This is a genomic window from Streptomyces sp. Ru72 (assembly GCF_002920635.1).
Taxonomy (GTDB): Bacteria; Actinomycetota; Actinomycetes; order Streptomycetales; family Streptomycetaceae; genus Streptomyces.
This window is the reverse complement of the sequence record NZ_PQSR01000013.1, coordinates 68,282-88,410: the sequence shown is the minus strand read 5'-3', so window position 1 is coordinate 88,410 and position 20,129 is coordinate 68,282. Positions and strand designations below refer to the sequence as shown.

Genomic DNA, 20,129 nt, shown 5'->3' with positions numbered 1-20,129 from the left:
TGTATCGAGGCCGATCGGTGACCAGGGAGCTCTTGACTGACCAAGAAGGTGCTGGATTGGATCGGTGAAGTGCGTACCGGCACCCCACACAGCTCCGCGCACTCCGCCCAATCCCCAAGTACGGAACGGGAATCGTGACCTCTACCGCGAACGCCAGCACGTCCAGCAGGAGACTCCCCGGCGCGGCCGCAGTCGCACTCGCCGCCACGGCGGCACTGCTCGCGGGGTGTTCCTCGTCCTCCGACACCAAGTCCGACAACCCGCTCCAGGGCGGCAAGGCGAGCGGCGACACGGTCGTCGTCGGCTCGAACAACTTCTCCGAGAGCATCCTGCTCGCCGACATCTACGGCGAGGCCCTGAAGGCCAAGGGCATCAAGGTCACCTACAAGCCCAACATCGGCAGCCGCGAGACGACGTACGGCCTGCTGAAGAACGGCTCCATCACGGTGCTGCCCGAGTACAACGGCGCGCTGCTGGCCTACCTCGACAAGAAGGCCGCCCCGAAGACGGTCGCCGCCACCACCGCCGCCATCAACGCCAAGCTGGACCCCGCCCTCACGCTCCTGGAACCGGCGCCCGCGCAGGACAAGGACTCCGTCACCGTCAACCAGGACACGGCGAAGAAGTACAACCTCACCGAGAAGTCCTCCATCGCCGACCTCAAGGACGTCGCCAAGGACCTGGTGATCGGCGCCTCGCCGGAGTTCCAGACCCGGCAGCAGGGTCTGCTCGGCCTGAAGAGCGTCTACGGCCTGCAGTTCAAGTCCTTCAAGGCGCTCGACGCGGGCGGCCCGCTCACCCAGGCGGCGCTGAAGAAGAACACCGTGCAGGTGGCCGACATCTTCACCACGGACCCGACCGTCGTCAAGGAGAAGTTCGTCGTCCTTCAGGACCCGAAGAACCTCTTCGGGTTCGAGAACGTGCAGCCGCTCGTCTACAAGAGCGGGCTCGACCAGAAGGGCGTCGACGCGCTCAACGCGGTCTCGGCCAAGCTCGACACGGCGGCCCTGCTCGAGATGGACACCCAGGTGCAGCTTCAGAACAAGGACCCGCTCGACGTCGCCAAGGCCTGGCTGAAGTCGGTCGGCCTGGACTGACGTCCGCGGACACCACCGCGCAGGGACCGGCGCGGGTGCCCCCGGCCCTTCGGGGCGGCCGGCGCCCGCGCCGTCGCACTGTCCCGAGACGGAACCGGCCGTCGCCGCAGGGGGGTTGCGCCTGCGCCCCGTCCCGTCCGCCGTCCCGGATCACCGACGGCCGAACGCCGCCCTTGCGGACGGCACGGAGGAGCGCCCCTGACGGCGGCCGTGCCGGCGGCGGCCGAACTCCTGACCCAGCGCCCGGAGTTGCAGCCAGCCGCCTCACAGGGGGGCGCGGCCGTGGGCTACGGCTTTCGGGCGATGGCCCCGTACATCGCGATGTCCTCGTCCCGAATACCCTGTTCCCCCGTGCCGTCCGGGTGCCACTTGTGCACCTGGACGATCCCCGGCTCCACCAACTCCAGCCCCTCGAAGAACTCGTGGGCCTCGTCGATCGTCCGCAGCCGCATCGGCATGTTCCGGGCCGCGTACTCCCGTGCCACCCGTCCCACCTCCTCGGGCGCGAACTCGGCGGTCCCGATGGTCATCGCCAGGTAGCTTCCGGACGGCAGCGGTTCGAGCAACCGCCGTACGATCCCCACCGCGTCGTCCTCGTCCAGGATGAAGTGGACGATCGCGATGACCGTGAGGGCGACCGGCCTGCCCAGATCGAGGGTCTCCCGGAACTCGGGAGCGCCCAGGATGGCCTCGGGGTCGCGGAAGTCCGCCTCGATGTACGACGTCTTCCCCTCGGGCGCGCTGGCCAGCAGCCCCTGGGACAGGGTGAGCACGATGGGGTCGTTGTCGACGTACACCACCCGCGACTCGGACGCCACCGACTGGGCGATCTCGTGCAGGTTGGGGGAGGTGGGGATGCCGGTACCGATGTCCAGGAACTGGCGTATGCCCGCCTCCTCGGCGAGCCAGCGCACCGCCCGGTTCATCCAGTCCCGGTTGGCGCGCATGTGGACGGGCAGGGCGGGCCACTCCCGCGCCATGGCGTCGCCCGCCTCCTTGTCGGCGGGGTAGTAGTCCTTGCCGCCCAGGATGTAGTCGTAGATGCGCGCCGAGTGCGCGCTCTCGGTGTCGATGCGGTCGGCCGGCCATCCGTTGTCGGGCAACGCCGTCTCCTGTTCCGGGTCTCGGTCGTGAGGTCTCGTGGTGAGGTCTCGGTTGTGGGGTCTCGGTTGTGGTGTGGGAGGGCAAGGCTCTGCTGGGGACGCAGAGACAAACACACAGGACGCAGAGATAAAAGGGGATCGGCAGCGGCCGGCGGCCGCGCTTCACAGCAGGAAGTCGGCCTCGCCCGCCTTCACGCTCGCCAGGAAGCCCGCCAGCTCGGTGCGGCTGAGCACCAGCGCCGGGCCGTCGGGGTCCGTGGACTGCCGCAGGGCCACGCTGCCGTCGGCCAGTTTCTTCGCCTCCACGCAGGCGCCGCCCGCGTCGTCGCTCCAGGGCTTGGACCAGCCGCGGGTGCCGAGGGCGTGGGACGGCACACAGGTGCGTATCGGGTCGTGCACTTCTCACAACTCCTTGCGGATCGCGCCGAGGACGGCCTCGGTCTTCTTCGCGGGCGCGGACTGCGCGCCCAACCGGTCCAGGGCCTCGCGGTAGACCACGACGTCGTCCGCCTTGTCCAGGTAGACGGCGCCCACGAGACCGCTCAGGTAGACGATGTCCGGCAGCTCGGGCGCCCGGAACCGGAAGAGGTGGAACGCACCGGCGCGCATGGCCGGGTGCGGGCCGTTGCCGAACGGCATGACCTGCAAGGTGACATGGGGGAGGGCGTTCATCGCGATCAGATGATCGATCTGGGCACGCATCACCTTCGGGCCGCCGACCGGCCAGCGCAGCACCGTCTCGTCCATCACCACCCACACGCGCGGCGGCGAGGGCCGCGACAGCAGCTCCTGGCGCCGCATGCGCAGCGCCACCCGGCGCTCGGTCGCCTCGGTGGGGGCGTGCGGGTTGCCGGCGCTCAGCAGGGCCCGCGCGTAGTCCTCCGTCTGCAGCAGGCCGGGCACGAACTCGGCCTCGTACGCGCGGATCTGCAGGGCCGCCTGCTCCAGGCTGAGGTACGCGGCGAACCAGTCGGGCAGCACATCGCGGTAGGTGTGCCACCAGCCGCGCTTGTTGGCCTCACGGACCGACTTCAGGAACGTGTCGATCTCCTGCTGGTCCGTGACGCCGTACGTCTGCAGCAGCTTCTCGACGTCCGCGATCCGCAGCCGGGCCACCTTGGCGGCCTCCATACGGCGGATCGTGGAGTGGCTGACCCCGATCGCCTCGGCGGCCTGCTCGTACGTCAGACCGGCCCGCGTGCGCAGCTCTTCCAGCTGCCGGCCGAGGATCATGCGCAGAACGGTGGGGGCGCCGCCCCAGTCGGTTTCCGCGGTCACGCCTACCCCCTCACACGGGATGCACGGTCGCAGTCTGTCACGATCTTCCGTCGACCGGAGCAGGATGCACCTCACGAATTGCAATTTTCAACTTGCCGGTTGCGGGGCGTTGTTGCCGGATGCCACAGTGTTCATACCGCCCGAAGACGGTGAACCATGGTGCTCAGCAGCTCAGTTGGGGGAGACGGGGCTGCTTCGGCGCCTGCGACGCGAGGTACGCGGATCGCGCCGTGGTCGGAGGGCGGTGGGTACCGGCCAGGTCCGGCCAGGTCCCCAGGCAGACGAAAGGCGAACGGCGATGGCTCCGCCCTCCCTCCCCCAGTCCGTGGACCGCCTGCCCGCGGACGCGGCACAAGCGAGAACCGGTGTCTTCGACCTCCCGGCGGTCCCCGCCGCCGTGGGCCTGGCCCGCGCAGGTGTCCGGCGGCTGCTCGAGCGCTGGGGCACCGGGGACTGCACGACCGACAACGCCGTGCTGGTGACCTCGGAGCTGGTCACCAACGCGGTCAAGCACAGTGCCGGCGACCGGATCGTCTGCCGGATCCGCACCGACGGCCACCGGCTGCGCATCGAGGTCGAGGACGAGAACCGCGGCGGCACGCTCCCGACCCGGCGCCGGCCCGGGCCGGACGACCAGGGCGGCCGCGGGTTGATGCTGGTCGGCATGCTCAGCGGCGACTGGGGCGTGCGGGACGCCCCGGACGGCTCCGGCCGCATCGTCTGGGCCGACCTGGCACCGGAACCCGGCGAGACCGTGGCCACCGGGCCGCCCGCTGACCCGGTCCCGCACACCCTCAGGCCCGACCCCCACCCGGCCGCTTAAGCCGAAGGGGCGCGCCGGTGCCGAGAGGCCGATCGCGCGCAGGCCCGGCGACGGAGGGCTGAGCCCGGTCGCCTCTCAGCACCGGCTCAGGTGCCCCGGAGGCAAATGATCAACAAGGATCCGCATCGCATGGAACGACCGCACGTCTTCGACCCGCTGTCCCATCCGACTCCCTCCGCGTCTCCGTCCACGGCCCCGTCCCTCCTGTCCGAGCAGCCCGACCGCCTGTGCCTGCCCGAGGAGCTGACCGCCGCTCTCGGGTACGACGCCGTGGGCATCCCCGCGCGCCACGGCGAACGGATCACGAAGTGCCTGCCCCGCGTCGGCTGCGTCTTCGCCGACGACCTGCGCTGGTGGTGGATCGTTCCCGCGGGCTCCGACATCGGAGTCACCTGGCCACCGACGACGAGCTACGCCGTCGACGCGCGCGTGGGACCGGGCGCGGCGGCGGACGCACACCACCGTGACCCCTCCTGGAGCGGCCCCCGCCCGGGTCGGCCCCGGCTGATCCACCGACCGGACGGTGACTCTCCGTACACGCCCCCCATCCCGCTGTACTTCCTCGCCTGCCGCCTGGCCGGCAGCACCCCGCACTGGTCGCTGGGTGTGGGCGCCTGAGGCGGTTCCGGGCCTCAGGCGCCCAGGGTCTGTCTGCCAGGACCCGTGACGCCGAGCTGATCCGAAAGACAGGCCCCGGCCCCGTCTCGGGATGAAACCCGGCGCTCGGTGGCGCATCCTTGCAAAGGTGCGATCGGGGTACCCGGAGGTCCTCAGCGAACGATGCAGTAGGTGCCCGGCGCCTCCCCTCGGACGAGCCGCGGGGTGCACCGGAGGCGAGCGGTCGAGCGCGCGCAGGCCCGCAGGGCTGAGCACGGTCGGCCGCTCGGCGCCGGCTCAGGCGCCCCGAAGGCGGAGTCGTGGAAAACGTACCGGGCGGTGTGGTCATGGAGAAGAACGAGACACGTGGCAAGGGGGAAGTAACCAGTCACTCGGTGTTCGGCGCACCGTGCTGGGTGAGTCTGGCCACCCGCGACCTGGAGGGCGCGGAGGAGTTCTACCAGGCCGTCTTCGGCTGGAAGTGGCGGCCCAACAGCCTCGGCGACCGGTTCCGGGTGGCGCTCGCGGACGGGGTGCCCGTCGCCGGGATCGCCGCCGTCGCCTCGATGTGGCAGATGGCCGTGGCCTGGACCGTGTACTTCGCGGTCGACAGCGCCGACGACGCCGCGGCCCGCTGCCGGGAGCGCGGCGGGACGACGGCCGTGGGACCGCTCGCTCTCCCGCCGGGCCGGGCGGCCCTGCTCGCGGACCGTGACGGGGCCGTGTTCGGCATCTGGGAGGGTCCGCTCATCACGGACTGGGTGGAGTGGCGGGCCGCCGCCCCCACCTTCATAAGGCTGCACACGCGCGACGCCTTCGACGCCGCCATCTTCTACGGCGAGGTCCTGGAGTGGGCCGCCGCGCGCCCCGGCTGCTGCGAGGTGCACTACGACGGTGACGAGGTCGTGCTGCGCAGCAGCGGAGTGGTGGTCGCGCGGATCCACTCGGGAGCGGTGGAGGCGGCGCCCGATCCCACGATCCGGCCGCACTGGCAGATCCACTTCACGGTCGACGACGTCACCGCCTGCGTCCTGGCGGCCCGCGCGCACGGCGGGTCCGTGCTGCAGTGGGAGGAGGGCGCGGGCGAGGCGGTGCTGGCCGACCCGGACGGCGCACGCTTCACGGTGACCGCGAGGCAGCGGGAACGCTGAGCCCGCCGGCGGCGCTCGGACGCCCGTTCGCGGTACGGCCTCGGCGGGCGGGATCGGGAGGGGAACCCCGCTTGGTGTGGGATCGGGGCGACCGTCCGCCCGCCGAGGGGCGCGAGGGGTCAGGACACGGCCGAGCCGGCGGTGGGGGCCTGATCGCGACGACGGCGCAGCACGCCCTTGCGCGGTTCCTGGTCCGGCAGCCAGCCGAAGGCCAGAGAGCTGCCCACCGCGCCCAGCAGCAGGCCGATCAGGAAACCGCCCAGGTTGGACGTGAGCCAGGTGCCCAGCGACGTCAGGATGCCGATGAGCGAGTAGAACAGGCGCTGGGTTGGGTTGAAGAGGATCAGCAGACCGGCCAGCACCATCACGGTCGGCAGCAGGTACCCCGCGAGGCCCTGCATGCCGATGTGCATGACCACCTTCAGCGACGCCTTCTCGGTGAGGAGGATCTCCGCCCCGCCCAGGGCGAGCAGCAGCCCGCCCCAGAAGGGCCGGTTCGCCCGCCATCGCCGGAAGGCGGCCCTCGGCCCGCTCGTCATGAGGGGCAGTCCGAGTCGCTGAAGCTGAGCTTGAGCCCCGGGAGCTTGAAGGTGCCCGCCGTGGTGGCGTAGTTGGTCTGCCGCAGGTTGGCGATGTGCACGGTGTCGGACTGCTGGCTGAAGACACCGTGGGGGCCCTTCACCCCTGCCTTGTTCAGCGTGCCGGCGTCGTTGCCGATCTCGATGTTGGTGAAGTCGGCGTCACCGGTCAGCTGGGTCGAGTCGGTGGTCAGATCGCTGGCGACGACCTTGTCCTTGCCGCCGCCCGCGGTGATCTTCAGATATGAGCCGCCGAGGTCGACGCTCTGGCACAGCTTGGTGAGCGTCGCGTTCTTGATCACGGAGGTGACGACCGCCACCTCGTCACCGACGGTCTCTCTCAGCGGGTTGTCCTTGTCCAGCGTGTCGAGGCCGCCGAACTGCTCGAAGCCGGTGCCGTTCAGGTCGGTGGCGGTGACCGTGAAGGCCATGCCGGAGATCGCGAACTGCACGCCCAGTGCTCCCTGGGCGGTCATGATCGCGAGTCCCGCGGCGATCGCGGTGGCAGGCACCGCCATCACCGCGGCGCGGCGCAGGCGGACCCGTCCGCGTCGTGCGGGGGACCCCTCGGCGGCGGAACCGCTTTCCGGGGGCTCGGGGGTGGAACCGGGGGACGCCGTGACGTCCGAGGACGAGGCCATGTCTGCTCCTGGGCATGGTCAATGCGAGTAGGGCTTCACTGGCACGGTGTCCTGGCGCGGACAGCGGCTGCCGCGCACGCCTCCTCACACCTCCCGGCGTGTGCAAGGGCTTGCTCGTGGTGCGGCAGTGGCCACCAAGGAAGTTACCGGGGGTTACACCCAGGGGTCAAGGGAGTTGTGGCAGAAGCGTGCTGATTGTGTGGCGCCGGTGATCGGCCGGGTGGCCGGCGAGGCCGAAGCGCCCGGCGGTGTATTGCTGCGGCCTGCGCCTCGCGGGTCGACACTCCAACTTGTGTGTGGTGTATTGACGTTGACGACTGATCAGGTCTACAACATCCCGTGTTTTCCGCGGATCCGTGGCGCCGGATCCGTCGCACGGCGCACGTCGCCCTCCCGGCCCCGCCTTCCGGGGCGTGTGGTGACACCTCCGCACACGCGGTGCGCCGCACGGATCCTTCACATCCACCGGCGATCCGGTCACCCCTCCGCGTCACCGGCACGTCCGCTTTCCCCCTGTCCACGGACCATTCCCGGTGGCCCGGCCGCCGCTGCCGCCCCGTCACGTACGGAGAAGGCGTGACGGGGCGGCAGCGGCACCCACCACCCGCACAGCCCCCCACTTCGGAAAGAGGCACCCCATGCGTACCACCCGATCCCTGCTCGCCGTCGCCGGCGCCGCCGTGGCCCTCGCCGTGGCCACGTCGTCCCCCGCCTCCGCGGACGGCGCGGTGCTCACGACCGGCGGCGCGGGCGGCACCGCCGTCGCCGTCGGCGACGTCCTCAACGCGTCGCTCGCGAGCGGCACCACGGCCACGCTCCACTCCAGCGCCACCGGCACCAGCGGTGTCTCCTGCACCTCCTCGACGTTCACCGCCACCGTCACCGACAACCCGGCGGCCCCCGGCACCGCCACCGAGTCGCTCACCGGCCACAGCTTCGACAGCAGCAGCTGCACCAGCAACGTCACCGGCGTACTGGGCGTCGGCAGCATCACCGTCGACAACCTGCCCTACACCACCACGGTCGCCTCCGACGGCACCGTGACCGTCACCCCGGCCGCCGGCTCCCCCATCCAGACCACCGTCAAGCTGCGCACCCTGCTCGGCACGATCACCTGCGTCTACCAGGCGCCCAGCCTGACCGGTACGGCGAGCAACACCGACAACAGCATCGCCTTCACCGGCCAGCACTTCACCAAGACCTCCGGCTCGTCGCTGTGCTTCGCCAACGGCTACTTCACGGCGAAGTACGCCCCGGTCACCGACACCAGCCAGCCCGGCAGCCCGGTCGTCTCCGTCAACTGACGGCCCACGGCCTACGGCCGCCCCGGTCTCCGGCGGGACCGGGGCGGCCGTCTCAGCCACGCCTGCGGCGCAGCACGGCGAGAGCGGCGCCCCCCACGACCAGCGCGACCGCCGCCGCGGCGCCACCCGCCGGCAGCGGCACCGAGGGGCCACGGTCCTTGCGGGGCGCGGTGGCCGCGGCCGGGGTGCCGGGCACGGTCGTGGCCGGGTCACCGGGAGCGGCGGTCGCCCGAGCACTGGGTACGGTGGCCGCGGGGGCGCTGGGCGACGGAGCCGGCGTGCCGCTCGGCCTGCCCTTGGCCGTGCCGGCGCCCGAAGCGCCGGAGGTGGCGAACACCACGTCGGAGCACGAGTAGTAGGTGTCCGTCGTGCTGGAGTTCTGCCAGATCGTGTACAGGACGTGGTGCCCCGAGCGGTCCGCCGGAAGCGTCGCCCTGATCCGGTAGGCGCCGTTCCGCAGTGGCGGGTCCGTGACTTCCGCGAACGGCTTTGCCGGAAGGTCCGACCAGGTCAGCGGCTTTGTGGGGTCGTAGCCGCGTACGGTCAGGAACAGTTTGAACGTGCCTGTGTGCGCGATGGTCGAGCTGTACGTCATCGTCAGCGTCGCACCGGGTGTGAGCCGGGTCGACGGCCAGTCGGAGCGCGCCAGGTCCAGGCCCTTGTACGCCGGCAGCCCTCCGCTGCACAGCCGGCCGTCGGGGATCAGCTGCCGGTCCCTGCCGTTCACGTCCGCCACCCGCAGGTTGTCCCAGGCGGTGAACGGGGCGCCGTTCGCCGCGACCGCCGCCCGGCACGCGGCGGTCCGCGCCCGTTCGCCGCCCTCCGGTGAGCACGCGACCACCCGGCTGACCGGATCCGTGGGCGCGCCGTGGGCGAGGGCCGGGGTCGCGGGCAGCAGCGTGGCGGCCACGGCGAGAGCGGCCGCGGTGACGGTGCGGTGAGCGGGCATCCGGTGTCTCCAGGCGCGTCGGGGTCCGGCGGGCGAGGTGCGCATCGAGGAGTACGGGGATACGACGGCGCCTGTTCAGACCTGCGGCGCCGCGCGACGGCTCGACCGGCGCCCCGGGGGAGGGCGGAAGCGCCGGTTAGCGTAGGCGCATGACAACGGAGAGCGCCCCAGGGGCGGTTGGCGTGAAATGTCCGGGCTGCGGCTCGGCCGCCGTGCGGGCGGTCCCCGAGGCCTGCGCCGATCACGCGTCCATGCGCGACGGCCTGGCCGACCGGCTGGCGCGGTCGCCGGACGCGCCGTCACGGTTCGACAGCTGTGTGCACTTCCTGGAGGGCATGCTGATGGCCGGCGTAGGTGCCGCCCTCGCCTACGGCGGCGTCGCCCACCACCAGCCGCTCTACACCGCAGGCGGATCGCTCCTCGCGGTCCTGCTGCTGGTCGGGACGGTCGTCGTGGTCCGTCGCGAGGCCCACGAACGCGCCTTCGTCACCGCCGGCGAGCCCCGCGCCGAGGCGCTGTGGCGGCCGGCGTACCACTGTGCCGGGTGCGCGTCGGTGTTCTGCCCCGGCGGCACTCCGTGGCAGGGTCTGCTGACGCCGGAACAGTTCAAGAAGTTGGTGTGGACCGAGGCCGGCTACGACCAGCAGCTCGAGGAGCGGTTCGCGGACGTGGACCTGCCGCCCGGAATCCCCGCCGGCCCCTGAGGAGCCCGTGACCATGCCTGACGCCCCCGTGATCCTCGCCGACGAGCCGGGCTCCTTCCCGCACGGTGTGCTCTCGGCACGGCATCCCGCACTGATCCGCGCGGTGCTGGACGCCTTCCCGTACGGACCCGACCGGCGTCGCGCCCTGGAGGCGCTGCTGACCAGCGCCACCGAGGGCGTCATCGAGCCCCTCGGCACGGAGGACGACGTGCGGTGGGCGCAATGGGGCGCCCGGGAGTACCTGGGCCGGTCCTGGTTCGAGGTGCCCTTCCTGTGGTCCGAGAGCTACTTCTACCGGCACCTCCTCCAGGCGGTCGGCTACTTCGGCCCGGGTCCCTGGCAGGGCATCGACCCGTTCCGCCCCTTCAAACTCGCCGAACTCGACTCCGCGGAGACCGACGAGGAACTGGCTGCCCTGGACCGGCTGGCCGGCGAGCCTGCCGACGCGCGGGCGCGGGCCCTGCTGCACGGCTCGCTCTGGGGCAACCGCGCGGACCTCGGCTTCCGCCTGTCCGCACCCGACGCCTCGACGACGGCTTCCGGGCTCGTGGCCGACGACAGCGACGTGCTGTGGTCCCTGCTGCCCTGCGACACGGTCTGCCTGGTCGCCGACAACGCGGGCCGGGAACTGATCCCGGACCTGCTCCTGCTGGACCACCTGCTGAGCCAGGGCCGGGTACGGCGGGCCCTGCTGCACGTCAAGGCGTATCCCTACTACATCTCCGACGCCACCACAGCCGACGTCGTGGACGCCGTGCGCCGCCTCACCGCCGCACAGGGCGAGGCGGCGGCCGCCGGGGAGCGCCTGTGGACCGCTCTGGCCGAGGGGCGCCTGGAGGTCCGGGCGCACCCGTTCTCCTGCGCCCCGCTGCCGTACGCCGACATGCCCGACGACCTGCGCGCCCAGTTCGCGGAGGCGGACCTGACGATCCTCAAGGGCGACCTCAACTACCGCCGCCTGGTGGGGGACCGGCTCCACCCGCCGACGACGCCGTTCGCCGACGCCACGGCGTACTTCCCCGGCCCGGTCGCGGCGCTGCGCACCCTGAAGTCGGACGTGATCGTGGGCCTCACCGCGGCGACCGAGGCGGCGCTGGTCGCCGCGGAGGAACAGCGCTGGCGCACGAGCGGCACGCACGCGCTGATCCAGGTCAGACCCTGATCCTTCAAGTCAGCTGGAGAGAGAGTGCCTTGATGCCGTTGATGAAGTTCGAGACGAGCCTTCTGGGCGGGGCGGCCAGGCGAAGATCGGGCAGGGCCTCGAGCACCTCCTGGTAGAGCACGCGCAGTTGCAGTCGGGCGAAGTGCGCGCCGAGACAGACGTGCGGACCGTCCCCGAAGGAGACGTGCGGGTTCGGCGTCCGTGCCAGGTCGAGCCGGTCGGGCGCGGCGAAGGCCCGCTCGTCCCGGTTGGCGGAGGCGTGGAAGACGACCACCTTGTCCCCGGCCCTTATGTGCCGCCCGGCCAGCTCCGTGTCACGGGAGGCCGTGCGCCGGAAGCTGAGCACGGGCGGGTGCCAGCGAAGCAGCTCCTCCACGGAGAGGCTGAGCTGCCCGGGCTGTGCACGGAGCCGCTGATACGCATCAGGGTGCTCGGCGAGCGCGAGCAGGCCGCCGGGTGCCGCGCTGCGCACCGTGTCGTTGCCTGCGACGGTCAGCAGGAAGAAGAACATCTCCAGCTCGGGGCCGGCGAGTTCGGCGTCGGTGGCGAGAGTGGTCATGATGTCGTCGCCGGGGTGGGTTCGCTTGTGGGCGGCCAGTTGCCGGGCGTACGCGAACATGTCCCGCAGCGCGGACGGCGAGCGGGGGTCGACGGGCCGGCCCGCGGCGTCGCGGAGCGGCTCGCCCGCCTCGTCCGGATCCTGGTAGCCGATCACGCGACGGGTCCAGTGCAGCAGCAGGGCCCGGTCGGACTCGGGCACGCCGAGCAGGTCGGCGAGGTTGAGCAGGGCGTAGTCGTCGGTGATGGCGGAGACGACGTCACACGTGCCGTCGCCCGCGCGGGCCCGGTCGAGGGCGCTCGCGCACAGCATCCGGGCGCGTCGGCGGACGACGGCGGTGAAGCGGTCGATACGACGCGGAGTGAAGGCACGGCTGACCAGCCGCCGCAACCGCCCGTGCGCCGGCGCGTCCTGGTTGAGCATCATGCGGCGGATGAACGGCAGGTCGGCGGGGTCCGGGTCACGGATCTGGGTGGCGCCCAGCCAGGAGGAGAACGTCGCGGAGTCCTTCAGCACGCGCACCACGTCCGCGTGCCGGGTCACCGCCCAGAAACCGGGCCCCGCCGGCCAGCCGAGCACCTCCGGTTCGTCCTGCCAGGCGACCGGGTGGCGGTCTCGGAGGGTGCGGTAGGCGCAGTAGGGGACTCCCTCGGCGTAACGGCGGGGGTCGAAGACGTCGGGGACGGGTGGAGCGCTCTCGCCGACGCTCACGCTTCCGCGCCGTCCGCACGCAGGAAGTCCTCCACGGCCCGGATGAGGTCGAGCGGTGTTTCGTCCATCGCGTAGTGGCCCGCGGAGGGCAGTTCGAGGAGCGAGCCGTGCGGGTACCAGCGCAGCCAGGTGTCGCGCAGCAGGTCGGCCGTCAGCGCCGGGTCGAGTGCTCCCGCGATGGCCAGAGCGGGCACCACCGAACCCTTGACCTCCTCGTGGAAGTCCTCCCCGGCCCACGAGTCCAGCCATGCCCGGAACGCCTCGGGGTCGCTGTGCGCCAGCGAACGGGCGACCATCCGGTCCAGCCAGGCGGCCGGGCGCCGGCCGCCGGTGGTGAAGTCGATGATGGCGCGCCGGTTCTCCGGCTTGTGCGCGGCACCTGTGAACAGCTCCCACTGCTCGGCGGGCATCGCCAGCCCGGAGGCGGGCACGGGGGAGACCCCGACGATCCGGCGCAGGCGTTCGGGCGCGAGGGCCAGCAGCCGCTGGGCGACCGCGCCACCCATGGAGTGCCCGACCACCGAGAACCGCTCCCAGCCCAGCCGGTCGGCGAGTTCGAGAAGGTCTGCGGCCGCCTGACCGGTGTCGAACGCCCCAGGGGCGTCCTTGGCGGCACCGTATCCACGCAGGTCGACCAGGGCATAGGTGAAGGTGGCGCGATCGAGATCCGGCACCACCGCCGAGTAGGCACCCCGGTCACCGAACCAGCCGTGCACCGCGAACACCTTGTGGAGGCCGTCACCTTGCACGTCATGGGGCAGCACGAAGGAGGTCATGCGACCACGGTGGCGCGGGGCAGATGGCTCGGCAAGTAGCAGGTCGGGTTTTCCACTGTGCGGGTGGCAGCACGGGGCGGCGGGGACGCGGTCAGGCCCGAACCAGCGGCAGTTCGCTCCCGATTCACGCGATGGTGTGATCACGCGCCGCCCCGCGGATGCCCCGCCCGGCCCCTGGGCAGGACCCGCCCATGACGCAGCCGTTCGACCTCCCGCACTTCTACATGCCGTACCCCGCGCGGCTGAACCCGCATGTCGACGAGGCGCGGGCCCACTCCACGGAGTGGGCCCGCGCCATGGGCATGCTGGAGGGCTCCGGCATCTGGGAGCAGGCCGACCTCGAGGCACACGACTACGGGCTGCTGTGCGCGTACACCCACCCCGACTGCGACGCCCCGGCCCTCTCCCTGATCACCGACTGGTACGTGTGGGTGTTCTTCTTCGACGACCACTTCCTGGAGACCTTCAAACGCACCCAGGACCGCGAGGGCGGCAAGGCCTATCTGGACCGCCTGCCGCTGTTCATGCCCCTGGACCTCGGTACCGCGGTGCCGGCCCCGGAGAACCCGGTGGAAGCGGGTCTTGCCGACCTGTGGGCACGCACGGTGCCGTCCATGTCCCCCGACTGGCGCAGGCGGTTCGCCGTCGCCACCGAGCATCTGCTCAACGAATCCCTGTGGGAGCTGTCCAACATCAACGAAGGGCGGATCGCCAACCCGGTCGAGTACATCGAGATGCGCCGCAAGGTGGGCGGCGCCCCCTGGTCAGCGGGACTCGTCGAGTACGCCACCGCCGAGGTGCCCGACCGTGTGGCCGGCTCCCGCCCGCTGCGCGTGCTCATGGAGACGTTCGCCGACGCGGTCCACCTGCGCAACGACCTCTTCTCCTATCAGCGCGAGGTCGAGGAGGAGGGCGAGAACAGCAACGGCGTCCTCGTCCTGGAGACCTTCTTCGGCTGCGGCACCCAGGAGGCGGCCGACGCCGTCAACGACATCCTCACCTCGCGCCTGCACCAGTTCGAGCACACCGCGTTCACCGAAGTCCCCGCCCTGGCCCTGGACAGGGGGCTCACCCCGGACGAGCTCGCCGCCGTCGCCGCGTACGCGAAGGGGCTGCAGGACTGGCAGTCCGGCGGCCACGAATGGCACATGCGCTCCAGCCGCTACATGAACGAAAACGCCCGCTCCCGGCAGCGCCCCTTCGGGCTCTCCGGCCTCGGCACGTCCGCCGCCGACGTGCGCGGGCTGCTCGCCGACGCCGGGGCGGAGCGGCTGCGTGCCTACACGCATGTTCCCTTCCAGCAGGTGGGTGCTTCGCTGATCCCCGACCTCCACATGCCCTACGAGGTGGAGCTCAGCCCGCACCTGGACGGCGCCCGCAGCCGCCTCACCCCCTGGATGCACCGGATGGGCATGCTCCAGGAGGGCGTCTGGGACGAGGACAAGCTGGCCGCGTACGACCTGCCCCTGTGCGCGTCAGGACTCGATCCGGACGCGACCCCCGAGGCGCTGGACCTCAGCTCCCAGTGGCTGTCCTGGGGCACCTACGGCGACGACTACTACCCTCTCGTCTTCGGCCACCGCCGCGACCTCGCCGCGGCCAGGCTCTGCACCGAGCGGCTGTCGTCGTGCATGCCCCTCGACGGTGCGGAGTTCCCCGTCCCCGCGAACGGGATGGAGCGCGGCCTGATCGACCTGTGGGCGCGCACCACGGCCGGCATGACCCCGGAGCAGCGGCGATCGTTGCGCGCCGCCGTCGACGACATGACCGAGAGCTGGCTGTGGGAGCTGTCCAACCAGCTCCAGAACCGCATCCCGGACCCCGTCGACTACCTGGAGATGCGTCGCGCCACCTTCGGCGCCGACCTCACCAAGAACCTCTGCCGCATGGGCCACGGTCCCGCGGTCCCGCCCGAGGTGTACCGCAGCGGCACGGTCCGCGCACTGGAGAACGCGGCCATCGACTACGCGATGCTCGTCAACGACGTCTTCTCGTACCAGAAGGAGATCCAGTACGAGGGCGAGATCCACAACGCGCTCCTCGTGGTGCAGAACTTCTTCGGTTGCGACTACCCGACGGCGGTGCGCATCGTGGGCGACCTGATGAACCAGCGGATGGAGCAGTTCCAGCACGTGGCCGCCCGCGAACTGCCCGTGTTGTTCGACGACTTCGCGCTCACCCAGGAGGCGCGCGAAGTCATGGACGGCTATGTGGCCGACCTGCGCAACTACATGGCGGCCATCCTGAACTGGCACCGCAACTGCCGCCGCTACGGCGCCGAGGACCTGGCCCGCCGCTTCCACGGCTTCGTCCCGGACCTGGCTTCGGCCGTCACCCTGCGGGCGGCGCCGGTGGCACGCTGAAGCGCACCCCGGGCCGCCTCGGAGAGCTCCGCGAGGAGCACCACGGTGGCTTCGGACACCTCGCGCCGCCCGGCGGCCGGGTCCGGGACGTCCTCGGCGGCACGCGGGCCGCCGAGGCTCTGCCACCGACCGACTGCGCGAGGCGCCGGGAGCTGTGGTCAGACGAACTGCGCCTGCGCGCGCCGCCCGGCGTGCTCCACCGCGGCTTGCGCCAGTGCCCGTACGACGGGGTGCGGGCGCGAGCCGTCGCCCGCGAGTTCCGGCTGGAAGAGGGTCGCCAGGAAGAAGGGGTGGCCGGGCAGTTCGGCGATCCGCACCTGCCCGTCCTCGTCGTGTCCGCTGAACCGCAGCCCGTGCGCCCGCAGCGTGTCCAGGTGCCGGGAGGGGCCGTACGCGCAGTAGTACCGCTCGACGGTCCGCGGGGAGCCGATCACCGTGTGGGCCAGCGATTCCGGGACGATCCGGACCGCCGCCTCGTGGCCCACCAGGGAGCAGGCCAGCGGCTCGATGAGGAGGTCGTCGGCATCCGGGTCGTTCTCCGCGTGCGCCACCCGGGACAGACCGCACACGGTGCGGGCGTACTCCAGCAGCGCGTGCTGGAAGCCGCCGCACGTGCCGAGGAAGGGGATCTGCTCCTCGCGCGCGGTGCGGATCGCGGCGAGGACCCCGGCCTCGCTCCGGTACGGACTGCCCGGCAGCACCCAGACCGCGTCGAACCCGCGCACGGCGCCCTCGTCCGCGGCCTCCTCGGACGGGATCCAGTAGGCGTCGAGGACGAGCCGGTCGCGCCCGGCGAGCGCCTCCAGCAGCAGGGGGATGCGCGAGTGCGAGACCACGGCGGGCGAGCGGTCGCCGACCAGGGCGAGACGGGCGGTGTGCGTCGTGTCGGATGTCATGCCGACCATGCTCGTCCCGCCGCGTCGTTCACGTCCAACGATGATTCCTGCACTCTTGATAAGCGACACTGATGCCATGCGACATGCTGGAGCGCATGGACCCGCACCTCCTGCGCACCTACGTCACCGTCGCCCGGCTCGCATCCTTCTCCGAGGCGGCCCGCGAACTGGGCTACACCCAGTCCGCCGTGTCGCAGCACATCGCCGCGCTCGAACAGGACCTCGGCGCCCCGCTGCTGACCCGGCGCCCGGTCGCACCCACCGCGGCGGGTGAACGGCTCCTGGAACACGCCGGTCCGTTGCTGCTGCGTCTGGAGGCGGCCAGGGCCGATGTCACACGGCTGGCGGCCGCGCCCGCGCTCGGGGTGACGCTCGCGGCGACGCCGACCGCGCTCGGGCCGCGCGTCCTCGCCGCGCTGCCCGCCGCGGGCGTCACGCTGAGAGTGCTCACCCGTAAGGAGATCCCCGCCGCGGTCGCCACCGGCGGCGCGGACCTCGGGCTCGTGGACGGCCTGGCCGCGCCCAGTGATCCGCTGCGGCTGCCCGACGTGGCGCCGCTCGTGACCGGGAGCGCCGGCGAGGAGCCCGTCTGCGTGCTGCTGCCGTGCGGCCATCCGCTCGCCCGACGCGCCGGGCTCCGGCTCGGCGACCTGGCCGACGCCCGCTGGCTCGACGCCCCCGACGCGGGCCTGCCACTGGACCGACTGCGAGCCGTGGCGGGCGGCACGGGCTTCCGGCCGGCCCTGCGCCATGAGGGCACGGATCTGCGCACGCTCACGGGGCTCGCGGCCGCCGGCCACGGCCTCGCGGTCCTGCCGCGCTCGGCGGCCACCGGCGTACCGGGAGCGGTCGCCGTCCCGCTCACGGCACCCCGCGTGGTGCACCGCACGGAACTCGTGCACGGCCGGGGACTTCGGGGAGCCGCGGCGGCACTGGCCGAGCGGCTGCTCCGGCCGGCGGCTCGGGTCGCGGGGTGACCCCGTGCGCGGGTGGGTGCCCCGGCCCGCGGGCCGTCATGGTCGCAATGGGCTCGCGTCCGTCCCTGCGGAGGGGCAGGATGCTGCCCGTAGGCCCTGGCAGGACCCGGACCAGCGGAGGTTATGGATGACCGGCACGCCCGTACCGCCCGACACGGACGGTCCCGCGCCCTTCACCGCCGAGGACTACGCGGCCCGGATGCGGCGCGCCTCGGACGCCGCCGCCCAGGCCGGGCTCGACGGGATCCTCGTCGCGCCCGGACCCGACCTGGTCTGGCTGACGGGATACCGCCCGGTGGAGACCGAACGCCTCACCCTGCTGGTCCTGCGGGCCGGGCACGACCCCGTCCTCGTCGTGCCCACCCTGGAGGCGCCCGACGCCGCCCGGGCGCCCGGCGGGAGCGCGCTGACGCTGCGCGACTGGACCGACGGCAAGGACCCCTACGAGGCGGCTTCCTCCCTGCTGACCGCCGACGGCCGCTACGGCATCAGCGACAACGCCTGGGCCCTGCACCTGCTCGGCCTGCGCGAACGGCTGCCCGACGCCGGCCACGTCGCGCTCACGCGCGCCCTGCCGATGCTGCGGGCCGTCAAGGACGCAGCGGAACTCGACCGGCTGACCGCCGCGGGTGCCGCCGCGGACGCGACGTACGAGGAGATCCGGAAGGTCCCCTTCGCCGGTCGCCGGGAGCGCGAGGTCGCCGCCGACCTCGCCGACCTGCTGCGGCACTTCGGCCACTCCCAGGTCGACTTCACCATCGTCGCCTCGGGTCCCAACGGCGCCAACCCGCACCACGAGGCCGGCGAGCGCGTCATCGAGCGCGGCGACATGGTCGTCCTCGATTTCGGCGGCCTCAAGCACGGCTACGGCTCCGACACCACCCGCACGGTCCACGTCGGCGAACCCACCGACGAGGAGCGCCGGGTGCACGACCTGGTGCGCGCCGCCCAGGAGGCGGGTTTCCGCGCGGTCAGGCCCGGCGCGGCCTGCCAGGACGTCGACCGGGCGGCCCGCGCGGTCATCGCCGATGCCGGGTACGGGGAGTACTTCATCCACCGCACCGGGCACGGCATCGGCGTCACCACGCACGAGCCGCCGTACATGATCGAGGGGGAGGAACAGCAACTGGTCCCCGGCATGTGCTTCTCGGTGGAACCCGGCGTGTACCTGCCCGGCCGCTTCGGGGTCCGCATCGAGGACATCGTGACGGTGACCGACGACGGCGGACGCCGCCTGAACAACACGCCCCGTGAGATGGCGATGGTCGACTGATGGAGTGAAGGAGGCAGTGGCCGCCCGCCGACGCGACCGCGACGGCCGCCCGACCCGGCAACACGACCCGCAGCACGCCCACCGAGACGACAACGGCGCGATCATGACCCAGGTACCGACACCGACGGCGGAGACCGTACGCCGACTGGTCCGCACCCTGCTCCACGACGGCGACGGACCGGACGTGACGCCCGTCGCCGAGGGCGGGCACGCCACCTGGTGGGTCGGTGCACGCCATGTGCTGCGGCTGGCCGCCGACCGGGACGCCACCGCCCGCCAGCGCCGTGAACTGCGGCTTCGGGCCCTGGTGCGGCCGCACATCGGGACGGCGGTGCCGATGAGCGTGGCGCACGGGGAGTGGGCCGCCGGCCTGGGCTACACCCTCGACGCCAGGCTGCCCGGCTCGACCGGAAGGGAACGGGACGTCTCGGCGGTCGGCGAGGCGGACCTCGCGGCCCTGCTCTCGGGGCTGCGCGAGGTACCCGTACGTCAGGCCGAGGCGCTCGGCGTGCCGCGCGTCCCGCCCCGCTCACTGGAGGCCCTGCGCACCGCCGCAGCGCACGCCGCGGAGCGTCTCGCCGAGCGGGACGAGTTCGACCCCGCCCGGCTCGCCCAGTTCGCCGCCCCGGCCGCCCGCCAGCTCGCCCCCCAGCCCGGCGCGGCCGTCCTGGTGCACCGCAACCTGCGGGACGACCACCTCGTCGTCAGCGACGACGGGCGGGTGCGCGGCGTCCTCGGCTGGGACGACGCGGTGATCGGCGACCCGGCCGAGGACATCGCAGGACTCGCGGCGGCCGTCGGCGCTCCCGCCGCGGTGCGCGCCGCCACCCTCGCCGGCTACGGCGCCCGCCCCTGCCTGCGCGGCCTGTGGCTGGCCCGCTGCGACGCGCTCGTCGCCCTGGCCGGCGGACTCCAGGGCCGGGGGGACCTCACTCTGCCGGACCTCCGGGCCCGCCTGCGCCGTGCCTGGGAGCCGATTCTGCTGGAACGCGTCACGGAACTGCCGGGGGAGGAGACGCCGTAGGCGTCGGCGGGGCGTCCGGCCGCGCGGGCGCGCCGGCCCGTGCCGCCACCGCATCCGCCCGGCCGCGCCGGGCGCGGAGGCCTGTGCCCCGGCCGCGGCGCCCAGCGCCTGTGGGCGGCCGGGTGCGTGCGCCGTCACGTCGACGCGAGCGCAAACGCTCGCG

The 20,129-nt window shown here is 72.5% G+C and carries 20 protein-coding genes; 11 read left to right on the top strand and 9 right to left on the bottom strand.

All coding sequences use genetic code 11. From position 1 onward, the window contains the following. Positions 1–134 precede the first annotated feature (134 nt). Positions 135–1,097 (top strand): ABC transporter substrate-binding protein, encoded by a 963-nt coding sequence (locus C3488_RS09170; protein WP_103838832.1) that lies wholly within the window; start codon positions 135–137, stop codon positions 1,095–1,097. A 287-nt stretch (positions 1,098–1,384) separates the two neighbouring features. Here C3488_RS09170 and C3488_RS09165 read toward each other — a convergent pair whose 3' ends face one another. From C3488_RS09165 to C3488_RS09155, 3 genes are all read right to left on the bottom strand, one after another. Then, a complete protein-coding gene (locus tag C3488_RS09165; RefSeq protein ID WP_103838831.1) occupies positions 1,385–2,200 on the bottom strand; it encodes an SAM-dependent methyltransferase in 816 nt (271 codons plus the stop codon). A gap of 162 nt (positions 2,201–2,362) precedes the next feature. After that, positions 2,363–2,599 (bottom strand): DUF397 domain-containing protein, encoded by a 237-nt coding sequence (locus tag C3488_RS09160; protein ID WP_103838830.1) that lies wholly within the window; start codon positions 2,597–2,599, stop codon positions 2,363–2,365. Between the two features lie 3 nt (positions 2,600–2,602). Then, on the bottom strand, positions 2,603–3,478 hold the full coding sequence (locus tag C3488_RS09155) for a helix-turn-helix transcriptional regulator (protein WP_103838829.1): 876 nt from the start codon (positions 3,476–3,478) through the stop codon (positions 2,603–2,605). 298 nt (positions 3,479–3,776) lie between these two features. Here C3488_RS09155 and C3488_RS09150 point away from each other — a divergent pair, with 298 nt between their 5' ends. The 3 genes from C3488_RS09150 (at position 3,777) to C3488_RS09140 (ending at position 6,049) form a co-directional block, all read left to right on the top strand. Continuing rightward, positions 3,777–4,301: an ATP-binding protein gene (locus tag C3488_RS09150; protein WP_103838828.1), complete on the top strand. Its 525-nt coding sequence runs from the start codon at positions 3,777–3,779 to the stop codon at positions 4,299–4,301. A gap of 129 nt (positions 4,302–4,430) precedes the next feature. After that, complete coding sequence (locus C3488_RS09145) at positions 4,431–4,919, top strand: hypothetical protein (RefSeq protein WP_258053345.1); 489 nt, start codon at positions 4,431–4,433, stop codon at positions 4,917–4,919. A gap of 326 nt (positions 4,920–5,245) precedes the next feature. After that, on the top strand, positions 5,246–6,049 hold the full coding sequence (locus C3488_RS09140) for a VOC family protein (protein WP_103838866.1): 804 nt from the start codon (positions 5,246–5,248) through the stop codon (positions 6,047–6,049). A 119-nt stretch (positions 6,050–6,168) separates the two neighbouring features. Here the strand turns inward: C3488_RS09140 and C3488_RS09135 are convergent, their stop codons facing one another. After that, positions 6,169–6,588, bottom strand: a complete 420-nt coding sequence (locus C3488_RS09135) for a DUF6114 domain-containing protein (RefSeq protein ID WP_103838827.1) — start codon at positions 6,586–6,588, stop codon at positions 6,169–6,171. Continuing rightward, the gene (locus tag C3488_RS09130; protein WP_103838826.1) at positions 6,585–7,268 is read right to left on the bottom strand and encodes a DUF6230 family protein; all 684 of its coding nucleotides are present in this window, start codon (positions 7,266–7,268) and stop codon (positions 6,585–6,587) included. Before C3488_RS09130 ends, C3488_RS09135 begins: the two co-directional genes overlap by 4 nt. Positions 7,269–7,906: 638 nt before the next feature. Here C3488_RS09130 and C3488_RS09125 point away from each other — a divergent pair. Next, complete coding sequence (locus C3488_RS09125; protein WP_103838825.1) at positions 7,907–8,572, top strand: Tat pathway signal sequence domain protein; 666 nt, start codon at positions 7,907–7,909, stop codon at positions 8,570–8,572. 52 nt (positions 8,573–8,624) lie between these two features. On the opposite strand, the gene C3488_RS09120 is transcribed toward C3488_RS09125, so the two are convergent. Next, on the bottom strand, positions 8,625–9,521 hold the full coding sequence (locus C3488_RS09120) for a lytic polysaccharide monooxygenase (protein ID WP_103838824.1): 897 nt from the start codon (positions 9,519–9,521) through the stop codon (positions 8,625–8,627). Positions 9,522–9,772: 251 nt separating this feature from the next. Here C3488_RS09120 and C3488_RS09115 point away from each other — a divergent pair, with 251 nt between their 5' ends. Together C3488_RS09115 and C3488_RS09110 are read left to right on the top strand one after the other, a co-directional pair. Next, the gene (locus tag C3488_RS09115; protein ID WP_308460661.1) at positions 9,773–10,225 is read left to right on the top strand and encodes a hypothetical protein; all 453 of its coding nucleotides are present in this window, start codon (positions 9,773–9,775) and stop codon (positions 10,223–10,225) included. A 13-nt stretch (positions 10,226–10,238) separates the two neighbouring features. Then, a complete protein-coding gene (locus tag C3488_RS09110) occupies positions 10,239–11,387 on the top strand; it encodes a damage-control phosphatase ARMT1 family protein (protein ID WP_103838822.1) in 1,149 nt (382 codons plus the stop codon). A 4-nt stretch (positions 11,388–11,391) separates the two neighbouring features. On the opposite strand, the gene C3488_RS09105 is transcribed toward C3488_RS09110, so the two are convergent. After that, the gene (locus tag C3488_RS09105) at positions 11,392–12,657 is read right to left on the bottom strand and encodes a cytochrome P450 (protein ID WP_103838821.1); all 1,266 of its coding nucleotides are present in this window, start codon (positions 12,655–12,657) and stop codon (positions 11,392–11,394) included. Then, entirely contained in the window at positions 12,654–13,433 is a 780-nt protein-coding gene (locus C3488_RS09100; protein WP_103838820.1) for an alpha/beta fold hydrolase, read from the bottom strand. Before C3488_RS09100 ends, C3488_RS09105 begins: the two co-directional genes overlap by 4 nt. A gap of 191 nt (positions 13,434–13,624) precedes the next feature. Here C3488_RS09100 and cyc2 point away from each other — a divergent pair, with 191 nt between their 5' ends. Then, entirely contained in the window at positions 13,625–15,796 is a 2,172-nt protein-coding gene (cyc2, locus tag C3488_RS09095; protein ID WP_103838819.1) for a germacradienol/geosmin synthase Cyc2, read from the top strand. 158 nt (positions 15,797–15,954) lie between these two features. Here the strand turns inward: cyc2 and C3488_RS09090 are convergent, their stop codons facing one another. Beyond that, positions 15,955–16,692, bottom strand: a complete 738-nt coding sequence (locus tag C3488_RS09090; RefSeq protein WP_103838865.1) for a hypothetical protein — start codon at positions 16,690–16,692, stop codon at positions 15,955–15,957. A gap of 95 nt (positions 16,693–16,787) precedes the next feature. Here C3488_RS09090 and C3488_RS09085 point away from each other — a divergent pair, with 95 nt between their 5' ends. The 3 genes from C3488_RS09085 to C3488_RS09075 all read left to right on the top strand — a co-directional run bounded on the left by C3488_RS09085 (position 16,788) and on the right by C3488_RS09075 (position 19,966). Next, the gene (locus C3488_RS09085; RefSeq protein WP_103838864.1) at positions 16,788–17,669 is read left to right on the top strand and encodes a LysR family transcriptional regulator; all 882 of its coding nucleotides are present in this window, start codon (positions 16,788–16,790) and stop codon (positions 17,667–17,669) included. A 127-nt stretch (positions 17,670–17,796) separates the two neighbouring features. After that, positions 17,797–18,942, top strand: a complete 1,146-nt coding sequence (locus C3488_RS09080; RefSeq protein ID WP_103838818.1) for an aminopeptidase P family protein — start codon at positions 17,797–17,799, stop codon at positions 18,940–18,942. 103 nt (positions 18,943–19,045) lie between these two features. Then, positions 19,046–19,966 (top strand): aminoglycoside phosphotransferase family protein, encoded by a 921-nt coding sequence (locus C3488_RS09075; protein WP_103838863.1) that lies wholly within the window; start codon positions 19,046–19,048, stop codon positions 19,964–19,966. The last annotated feature ends 163 nt before the right edge of the window (positions 19,967–20,129 follow it).